The organism is Bacillota bacterium, from assembly GCA_040754675.1.
Taxonomy (GTDB): domain Bacteria; phylum Bacillota; class Limnochordia; order Limnochordales; family Geochordaceae; genus Geochorda.
This window is the reverse complement of the sequence record JBFMCJ010000201.1, coordinates 1-7,171: the sequence shown is the minus strand read 5'-3', so window position 1 is coordinate 7,171 and position 7,171 is coordinate 1. Positions and strand designations below refer to the sequence as shown.

The window sequence follows — 7,171 nt, the reverse complement described above, 5'->3', positions numbered from 1 at the left end:
TACCATGACATAGAGGCCATTGGCAAGCCACGCAGCGCATGTTTACTGTATACATCTCGGGGCTTCTTGATGGTTTGAAACCCCGTCATTTCGGGAAGTGTGCGAGTTGAGGAGTTCGCAACTTCGGTCTAACCCAGGCTGATGCGTTCCTCGGGGTAGCGCAGGTGCACCCCGGCCGCCTGGAACCGCTGCGCCAGGGCCATGGCAAAGGTCACGGGCCCCACCTTGCCCACCAGCATCGTCACGACGATGAGCAGCCGAGAAGGGGTGGAGAGATGGGGCGTGATGCCGGTGCTCAGGCCGACGGTTCCAAACGCTGAAACCACCTCGAAGAGGATCGCCAGCGGGTCGAAGCGCTCCAGCAGCATGATGGCCATGGTCACCGCCGCCACCCACATCGACGCCACCACGGCCAGTGCGATGGCGCGGGCCGCCACGCCCCTCGGCAGCCGCCTCTCGAAGATGACGAGTTCGTCCCGGCCTCCGAGCGCCGCCCCTACCGCTGCTCCCACGACCGCCGCGGTCGTGGTCTTGATGCCGCCCCCGGTGGAGCCCGGGGAGACCCCGATGAACATGAGGAACAAAAGGAAGAACAGGGTAGCGGGCCGCAGCGCTTCGGTGGGCACCACGTTGAACCCCGCCGTACGGGGCGTCAGTGCCGAGAAGAACGCTGCCAGAATCTTCTGATGCCACGGCAGCGGGCCAAGGGTGGCAGGGTTGCCCCACTCGACCGCTGCGATGAACACGAACCCCACCACCATCAGAAGCCCCGCCATCGAGAGCGCCACCCTGGAGTGGAGCGTGACCCGCCGGTCCGGGCGCCACGACGAGAGGTCCGCGATGACCGAAAAGCCGATGCCTCCCACCACCAGGAGCCCCGCGATGGTCAGCACCACCAGCGGGCGGTCCAGAAAGCCGGTCAGGCTCGTGCCCCACAGGTCGAAGCCGGCGTTGTTGAACCCGGAGATGGCGTGAAAGATGGCAAAGTAGGCCGCCCGCAGGGGGTCGAGATCCTTCACCCAAGCGAGGAACAGCAGGCCTGCCCCGATCCCCTCGAACAGAAGGGTGACTCCCGCGATCATCCGCACCAACCGCACCAGCCCGGCCAGATAGTTCTGGTGGAGCTCCTCCTGGACCAGCAGCCGCCCTCGCAGGCTGATGCGCCGGCCCGCCAGAACCGCGAACAGCGTGGACAGCGTCATGACGCCCAGGCCGCCGATCTGGATCAGGGTCATGACGACAATCTGCCCGAAGAGTGACAGCCTGGTGCCGGTACCCACGACAGTCAGGCCCGTGACGCATACGGCGGATGTTGCCGTGAAGAGAGCCTCCGTGAAGGTCAATGAGGGCGGCTCGGCCACGGCGACCGGCAGGGAGAGAAGCGCCGTGCCCGCCAGCACCAGCGCCAGGTAGCCCCCCACGAGGAGGCGGCCCGGACTCGTCACGCTCAAACGCTGCGAAAACCGGGCCCACAGGCTCCGATACTCAGCGGCACTCTGAGCCAGCGTGGGCATGGGCACGCAACGAATATACCACGGCCCTCCGCCGGGGTCTACTCAAACCGGAGGGAAAGGGTCTTGCGGCGGCCCTGCTGGCCCGAGCCGTCCGACCGGTCTTCGCCGCCGCGTGAGCCTCCCTCCCCGCTCTGGCCCTGATCCCTGCCTCCCTCGGCCCCTGCCCCCAGCCTCACCGGACGGCCTCGCTGCGCCGGTTCACCCTCCCCGCCGCTGCCGGAAGCCCCGGGGCCGTCCTGGCCCATACCCTCCGCGGAACGGCGCTGTTCGGCACCCGCCAGGCGCTGCAACTGCTCAACGAACCGCGGGGCCACGTCCAGCAGCCGATCGTAGAACGCTCGTTCGGAAACCGGGAGCAGCCGCACCTGCCCCTGACCCACCACCAGGAAGGCCACCGGGCTCAGGCTGACTCCCGCCCCGCTCCCGCCCCCGAACGGGAAGCCCTGGGTACCCTGCTCCTGGGTTTCAAACTCCGAGCCCCCCGCCACGAACCCGAACGAAACCCGGGAAACCGGGATGATCACGGTGCCGTCGGGTGCCTCCACGGGCACGCCGAGGATGGTGTTGACGTCCACCATGGCCTTGATGCTCTCCATGACGGTGCGCATCAGGGCGTCGATGGGATGAGCACTGCGGTCCTGCCTCTGGGCGGCCTGATCCACCTGCTGGGCGGACTGCTCCATCGCGCAAGCTCCCCCGCTTTGCTGGCCCTCATTGCTCGGGGGTAGTCTTCGCGGCCGGCGGCCCGCCCATGCCTTGCGGCGGCAGGCCGTCCTGCACCGGCGGCAGCTCTGCCAGCGATCGCAGCCCGAAGAGTTCGAGGAATCGCCGGGTGGTACGGTAGTAGCGGGGACGCCCGGGCGAGGCTCCCCGGTGGTCGACCTCGATGAGGCCCCGCTCCTGGAGGGTGTTCAAGGCCGCCTCCGAGTTGACGCCCCGGATCGCTTCGATCTGGGCCCGGCTCACGGGCTGGCGGTACGCCACGATGGCCAGGGTTTCCATGGCCGCACCCGACAGCCCCGGGCGCCGCACGGCTCCGGCGGCGCGGCGCAGGATGCCGAAGAAGCGCGCCCGCGTGACGAGCTGGTACCCCTCGGCCACCTCCACAAGCTGCACCCCGTGTTCGAAACGTTCGAGGTGGGCCTTGAGGGTGTCAAGCGCCCGCCCGGCGCGAGCCGCTTCTACGTTCAAGGCGGCCGCAAGCTCGTGAAGGGTCAGGGGCCGCGCGACCGCAAACAGCACCGCCTCGCACGCCGCAGCGTCCTCGTCTAGCTGCGGCTCACGATCCAGATGCTGCCGTTCTGCTCCTTCAGCCAAAGTTCCCCCACCCTGACCAGTTCCAGCACGGTGAGAAAGAGGCCGATCAGTTCGCTACGATCGGCGGCCTCTTCGGCCAGCATCTGCGCGAGGTCCACCGGCGCTGGCGCCCTTGCCCGGCGCCGGACCCGCTCAAGCAGGGCTGCCCAGTCAAAGGCGGGGGCCGGTGCCTGTCGGGCCTGATCGGCAAGACGGCTTCGCCGCAAGAGCCGAGCGAGGGCTTCCACCAGCAGGTCCGGGCTCACCTGGGGAGCCTCCCCGGGCCACGGCCCCAGCATCTTCTGCAGCGTCTCAAGCAGCGCCGAAGGCGCCTGGCGAGGCTGGTGGCGGCTCCACGCCTCCGCCTGCTCCTCGAGCACGCGGGCAGCCTCGCGGAAGCGCTTGTAGGTCTCGGCCCGCAGCGCCAGTTCCTCGAGCGAGCCATCCGGGCCTTCCTCGCCGCTCACAGCCTCCTCTTCCACGCCGGGGGCTGTGGCCTCACCCTGTTGTGAGGACTCCGACTGCGGGAGCGGCGCCAGGCGCTGCGCCTTGGCCGCCGCCAGTTCGGCGAGAATCCGCAGGGCATCGGCAGCACCCCCAAGCCACGCCTCCTGTCTTTCGAAGTCCTCGGGCGGCGGCCCGAAGGCTCGCAGGGTCTCGGCTACCACCGGCTCGAGGCGCACCTCGAGGGGGTCCTGCTGGCCGGAGTGGAGCGCACGCCACACTTCGGCCAGGCGGTCGAGGGTCGCCCGCCAGGGCGGAGGGCTTCCATCGCCGCCGGCTCCGTCCGGCACGGGGTCACGCCGGGTCTCGCTCACGGGCTCACAGCCTTCCGGCACCGATCAGCATCCACAACAGGCGGTAGATCGGCTCGAGCAGCACCTGCGTAACCCCGCTCATGATGAGCAGGACAAGGAGCAGTGGCCCGTACGACTCCAGGCGGGCGATGGCCACCGCCTGCCTTGTCGGCACGAGCCCGGCCAGGATTCGGGAGCCGTCCAGCGGCGGGATGGGAATCAGGTTGAACGCTGCCAGGAGCAGGTTGATCTGGAGGCTGAGGCTCAGAAACTGCCGTACCGCGGCTGACAGGTCGGAAAAGAGCGCGCCGCCTGCCCCGAGGCCGGCCATCACCTGCAGGAGCAGGCTCGCAAGCCATGCCAGGGTCACATTGGCCAGCGGCCCCGCCAGCGCGACCAGCATCATCCCGCGCCGTCCGTTGCGGAAGTAAGCGGGGTTGACGTTGACCGGCCGCGCCCAACCGAACCCGAACAGGAACAGCATCAGCGCCCCTATCGGATCCAGGTGGGCCCGGGGGTTGAGCGAGAGCCTCCCGTCGTACCGGGGAGTCGGATCTCCCAGGCGGTAGGCCACCAGCGCGTGAGCAAACTCGTGCAGGACAATGGCCGGCACGATGGCCAGCGTCCACAGCACCAGGAACATTGGGTCGAAGCGAGCATACCTCAGCATCTTTCGTTCCCCACCTCAACACCACGCCGAGCCCGGGCGGCCAACGCCCTCATGCGCCGCAGAACCCAAGCCTTCTCCTCTTCCCGCCCTCGGGCCTTCCCATCGAGCACGGCTGCCAGAAGCGCCTCCTGAAGCCGGCCCACGGCGGGCCCCGGCGGGCAACCCAAAACGGCCAGGTCCGTGCCTGTCAGGGCAGGGCGAACATGCCGGCCGGCGTTGACAAACCACTCCACCCAATTATAGTCCGGGCTTCCCGGGCCACCCCCGCACGCCGCCAGGTAGACGAGTTGCACGGGCGAAAGTGCCCTAAGCGCCCGGTGGGCCGTGCTGGGACGGCTCACGCGCCTGAGCCTGCGGCGGGCGTCCCGAACGGCCCCGGCCCGCAGGAGGCTCAGCCTCAAGGCCCGTGTGAGCCCCAGACGCCGGGCGAGGAGAAGCGCCCGGCGTTCGGCCCGTTCGCGCCGGTTGCCCAGCCATGGCATGGCCACAGCCATCAGCCGGACGTTCCAGATCCCGTCCGCCTCCCGCCGCTGCACCCGTCCGAGAAGATCCGCCATCACCTTTTCGTGACCGTCGATGGTGTCAAGCACCGGCTCGGCCTCCGGGCGAAGCTCCCAGCCGGGGCACGCCGCATCCCACAGGCCCCATGCCTGAAAAGCACGGGCAACGGGCAGCGCCGGCGACTCCGACAGGGCCCGGCGCACCTCCTGCCCCCTCCGCTCGGCGCTCACCGTATCCACGGCGCGCCGATCGAGAGCGGCTTGCATCCACCGGGCTGTCTCGGGGTCGACCTCCAGCCCGAGCCGCACGGCGAGCCGCACCCCCCGGAAAAGTCGGGTGGGATCGTCCACGAACGAGCCGGCGTGAAGCGCCCGCAGGCGCCGGTTTTGCAGGTCGGCCTGCCCGCCCCACGGGTCGACCAGACGGCGCGCATCCCCGCTGAGCGGCACGGCTATCGCGTTGATGGTGAAATCCCGGCGGGACAGGTCTTCGTCGATGGCGCCCGCTGCACGGGGCAGAGGCAACGCCCCCGGCCTTGCGTAGCTCTCGGAGCGGGCGCGGGCAATGTCCACGTACGTGCCGAACGCCGCCACGCGGGCCGTCCCGAAGCGCTCGAAGACGACCAGGGCTCCCCCGACGCGGCGCGCCAGCTCCCGCGCGACCTCATCCGCTTCGCCCACCACGGCGACGTCGACCTCGCGGATGGCACGCATTCCCAGAAGCCAGTCCCGGACCGCCCCGCCCACCACATAGGCCGCCGCGCCGAGGTCCCGGGCGACCGCCTCCACCGCCTCGACCAGGCGGAGCGTCTCGCCTGCGAGCGCGCCGGCGAAGTCGGATCTCACCCGGTCCCACCTGCGGGCGATCCGTCCGGCCCGGCGGCGAGCACCACGTCGGTGGCGATCATGTCCTCGAACGCCTCCCGGCGCACCCACAGCCGGGCCTGTCCGTTGCGGACGGCCACCACGGGCGGTCTGGGAAGCCCGTTATAGTTGGAGGCCATGGAGTGGTGGTAGGCCCCCGTGGTCAGCACGGCCAGGACCTCGCCACTTTCGAACGGCGGGAGTTCGGCGCGCTCGACCAGGATGTCCCCCGACTCGCACAGGCGCCCGACGATCTGCACGGGTTCACCTTTCACCCCGTACGGAGAGCGAGCCAGCACGGCCGTGTAGCGCGCCTGGTAGAGCGCCACCCGGGGGTTGTCGCTCATGCCCCCGTCGACGGCGGCGACCAGCTGGCCGGCCGCCAGGCGCTTGATGGCCCCCATCCGGTAGAGGGTTGTCCCCGCCTCGGCGACGACGGAGCGGCCGGGTTCCAGGATGAGAAACGGCATGGGAAGCCCGGCCCGGGCAAGCGCCGCTTGCAGGGTGGAGGCAATGGCCTCGACCAGGCTCTCGATGGAGGGTGGCCTGTCGGAATCGGTGTATCGCGCCCCTAGGCCCCCTCCCATGTCGATTTCCCGGCAGACCGCACCCGTCCCGCTCGCCATCCGGGCGGCGAACTCCGCCACCACCGAGGCCGCCTGCCGGTAAGGCTCGATCGCCAGGATCTGGGAGCCAATGTGAACGTGGTAGCCCCGGAACTCGAGCCAACGGCTTTTCATGCACCGTTCGACCGCCTGTTCGGCCTGCCCGTCCTCAATGGGGATGCCGAACTTCGAATCGCCGTGGCCCGTCTGGATGGATCCGTGCGCCCCGGCCCTCACGCCAGGCAACAGGCGCAGCAGCACCCTGACGCGCCGGCCTGCAGCGGCGCCCACCTGCTCCCATTGTTCGAGCTCCCACAGGCTGTCCAAGACCACGCGGCCCACGCCCAGGCGGACGGCGAGCTCCATCTCGTGGCGGCTCTTGTTGTTGCCGTGCAGGATCAGCTTGCCCGGGTCGAGCCCCGCCCGGAGAGCCAGCCTCAACTCGGCCTCCGAGGAAACATCGGCCCCGAGGCCCTCTTCGGCGACCAGGGCTGCCATGCCCCCCACCCAGAAGGCCTTCGCGGCATACGCCGCCATGCCGCCTGCCTCGAGCCCCGCCAGCGCGTTGCGGTAGCGGCGGCACGCCCTACGAACGGCCTCTTCATCGACGATGTAAAGGGGCGTCCCGTAGGATCCGGCCAGCTCCAGCGCGTCGCAGCCGCCGGGAGCCAGGTGCCCGGCCTCGTTGACGGCGACTTCGAACGGCAGCCCCAATGGTCGACCCCCCTGCCGCGTGCCGGCCGGCGGTGTGTCCGGCGGCTGCTCCGATGGTACCACAGGGGGGCGGAAGTCAGGAGGGGTTCTGGTCCTGCTCGGCTCGGGGCGCTCGGTGCTTTCGCACCGAAGGAATGGGGTAGCGGAAAAGCAGGCGGGAGAGCGCCCGGCGGTTGAACGGCACCAGCGGCCACAGGTAGGGCAGCGAGAA

At 69.8% G+C, this 7,171-nt stretch carries 6 protein-coding genes and 1 pseudogene; all 7 read right to left on the bottom strand.

Translation table 11 applies throughout. The features are described 5' to 3' along the window. Positions 1 to 128 precede the first annotated feature (128 nt). Positions 129 to 1,445 carry a TrkH family potassium uptake protein gene (locus AB1609_12340; protein MEW6047253.1) on the bottom strand — a complete coding sequence of 439 codons (1,317 nt, stop codon included), beginning with the start codon at positions 1,443 to 1,445 and terminating at the stop codon, positions 129 to 131. Positions 1,446 to 1,792: 347 nt separating this feature from the next. Next, positions 1,793 to 2,197 (bottom strand): annotated as a pseudogene (ytfJ, locus tag AB1609_12335) (GerW family sporulation protein). Positions 2,198 to 2,225: 28 nt separating this feature from the next. Continuing rightward, positions 2,226 to 2,831, bottom strand: coding sequence for an SMC-Scp complex subunit ScpB (scpB, locus tag AB1609_12330; GenBank protein MEW6047252.1), 606 nt, complete (start codon positions 2,829 to 2,831; stop codon positions 2,226 to 2,228). Next, the gene (locus AB1609_12325; protein ID MEW6047251.1) at positions 2,783 to 3,628 is read right to left on the bottom strand and encodes a hypothetical protein; all 846 of its coding nucleotides are present in this window, start codon (positions 3,626 to 3,628) and stop codon (positions 2,783 to 2,785) included. The genes scpB and AB1609_12325 overlap by 49 nt, the downstream gene beginning before the upstream one ends. A 4-nt stretch (positions 3,629 to 3,632) precedes the next feature. After that, entirely contained in the window at positions 3,633 to 4,277 is a 645-nt protein-coding gene (locus AB1609_12320) for a site-2 protease family protein (protein MEW6047250.1), read from the bottom strand. After that, entirely contained in the window at positions 4,271 to 5,623 is a 1,353-nt protein-coding gene (locus tag AB1609_12315) for a hypothetical protein (GenBank protein ID MEW6047249.1), read from the bottom strand. Before AB1609_12315 ends, AB1609_12320 begins: the two co-directional genes overlap by 7 nt. After that, positions 5,620 to 6,960 (bottom strand): diaminopimelate decarboxylase, encoded by a 1,341-nt coding sequence (gene lysA / locus AB1609_12310; GenBank protein MEW6047248.1) that lies wholly within the window; start codon positions 6,958 to 6,960, stop codon positions 5,620 to 5,622. Before lysA ends, AB1609_12315 begins: the two co-directional genes overlap by 4 nt. Positions 6,961 to 7,171 lie beyond the last annotated feature (211 nt).

Excerpts from the sequence above, each read along its gene's own strand:
- AB1609_12320 (MEW6047250.1), bottom strand. The coding sequence starts at position 4,277 with ATGCTGAGGTATGCTCGCTTCGACCCAATGTTCCTGGTGCTGTGGACG.